Here is a 2,626-nt window from a genome sequence, read left to right on the forward strand (position 1 = left end):
AAAATATTGACATTTCCCCAATAAATTAAATAAACCCGCCCCCAAACAACGGCATTGACAACCGTAGAACTTGTGTCTAGGTTGAAAATGAATATTGTGTTTCAGCAACTCGGAAGACCTCTCCCCCGACCCCTCTCCTGCTCTTGAGAGGGAAGAACCCCCCCAACACTAGCAGGGAAGGGGGTTGGGGGGTTAGGTTTTTCAACCCACATTTTCAAGCTTGACACAGCACTACGCCTGACTTGGCTTTCATTCTGACTCCTGACTCCTGACTCCTGGTTAAAGCTATACTAAAAAAATCAAACTTAACCTCTTTATCTATGAACATTAATCGTCGAGAATTCCTCCTATTTCTGGGAGCAAGTGCTGGAACATTTACCCTGAGTTCCTGTCAACAAAAATCTTCTACTTCACTCACCCAAACATCTCCCGTCAGTACCAATTCAACCAACAATATTAACTTCCAACCAGTCAAAAGCCCAATGCCTTTGGCAACCACTAATCAAGAATTCAAAATAGATAATTATACCACATACGAAGTAGTAGATGATTTAGTAATTCCAGAAGGTTTTACCTACGATATTATAGGTTCTTGGGGTGATAAAATAGGAGATTCCCGTTTTGGCTACAACAATGACTATCTTTCCTATATTGAAACAGGAGAAAACGAAGGATTATTAACGATAAACTTTGAATATATTAGCGCCTTAACTTGGATAACAAGTTATGAAAAAGTTATTGGTAAATCTCTGCCATTTTTAGAGATAGCAGCAGCATTTCAGTCAGCAGTAAAATCTGGTGTTAATACTCAAGAATTATTAGATAAAAGTTCTCTGAAAAAACAAATAATTACAATTGCTAAAGAGGCAATGATCGATATGGGAATAGGTGTTATTTCCATTCGTCGCGAACCAGATGGAAAATGGGTAAGAACAAATTCAAAATTTGACCGCCGAATAACAGGAATTTCCGGATTAGAAGACGGGCGTTATTTAAAATCCACCGGACCCGCAGTGGCAGTATTTAACAAAAAAGGTAAAGGTTATGACGATAAATTAGGAGATAAGATTATCGGTAGTTTTGCTAATTGTGCAGGTGGTACTACACCCTGGGGAACAGTCTTTAGTGCCGAAGAAAATTTTCAAGCTTATGTAATTGAAGCAGTTTATTCTGATGGTACTTCTGTTGATCCTACCCAAGGAAATTCTGTATTTATCGGTGCAAAAGGAGTAGTTGGTCTCGGAAGTGCATTTGGTTTAGCAGGTAATAAATATGGTTGGATGGTAGAAGTAGATCCAGCTAACCCTGATGACTATGGAACAAAACATACTTGGTTGGGTCGTTATCGCCACGAAGCAGTAGGTATTAGAGCAGAAGCAAATCAACCTTTAGCCTTTTATTCAGGATGCGATCGCCGTAGCGGTCATCTATATAAATTTGTTAGTAAAGATATTGTCAAAGACCCCACAGACAAATCTAACTCCCAACTCTTGACAAATGGAATGTTATATGGTGCGAAATTTAATTCTGATGGTACGGGTAGTTGGATTCCTTTAAAAGAGGACACTCCCATTAATCCAGATTTACCAAGTGTCCATGTTAACGGTATGATTAATTTGCCCCAAAGACCAGAAGGTGGTAGCTTCAAAGCCACAAAAGATAGAGAAATAGAAGCTTTTAAGCAAAAATATAAAACTCTGGGGGACTTGTACGAAGGAGACGCCGAAGCAAAACAAGGGACAATTCTCATAGATGCTCATTTAGCTGCTAATGCTGCTGGCGTTACTTGTGCTGCTCGTCCCGAAGATACTCAAGTTGCTAAAGATGGCAGTTTATTTATTGCCTTTACTTCTGGATATCCCAGTAGTTCTGATGGTAGTCCAGACAAACGTATATTTAAAGGTCGAGATGGTGCAGCTTATGAATATGGCTGGATAATGCGTTTAGTTGAAGACGGCGATCGCCCAGATGCTATGACATTTCGTTGGCAAATGTTTGCTACAGGAGGGGAACCCACAGATGGTGGACTAGGATTTTCTAATCCTGACAATCTAGAATTTGACCCACAGGGTAATCTCTGGATGGTGACAGATATGAGTACCAGCAAACATAATAAAGCAGTGCCTGAAAATCGAATGGGTAAGGATGACAAACCAATGAACCAGTCAAGTCTCTGTGGTTTATTTGGCAATAATTCTATCTGGTATATTCCTACCTCCGGTCCTAATGCTGGTGAAGCTTATTTATTTGGCATTGGACCAACAGAAACCGAAACTTGTGGGCCGTTCTTTACGAAAGATGGGAAAACTTTATTTGTGGCCATTCAACATCCAGGAGAATATAGTGGCATTCGTCAAAATATGGCCTCAGAAACTCGTCAGTTTGCCATGAAAACAACAGATGGTTCAGATTTTATGCAAAATCGTACAGTTCCTATAGGTTCTAACTGGCCAACTAAAAAAGTTAACGATCCTCCGAAACCTTCAGTAGTAGCTATTCGTCGCTTAGATTCAACACCGATTATCTAGGGTTTATGGAGTCTGGAGTCGTAGGGGCGTTTGCGGAGCATTCCGGAACGGAAATGGCCATGTGCTAACGCAAAGCTCCGCTTTATATGTCGCTCCGC

The 2,626-nt window shown here is 40.5% G+C and carries 1 protein-coding gene; it reads left to right on the plus strand.

From position 1 onward, the window contains the following. Positions 1-320 precede the first annotated feature (320 nt). Positions 321-2,528: a PhoX family phosphatase gene (locus AFK68_RS02560; RefSeq protein ID WP_094671381.1), complete on the plus strand. Its 2,208-nt coding sequence runs from the start codon at positions 321-323 to the stop codon at positions 2,526-2,528. Positions 2,529-2,626 lie beyond the last annotated feature (98 nt).

Source organism: Hydrocoleum sp. CS-953 (assembly GCF_002260545.1).
Classification (GTDB): Bacteria; Cyanobacteriota; Cyanobacteriia; order Cyanobacteriales; family Microcoleaceae; genus Trichodesmium.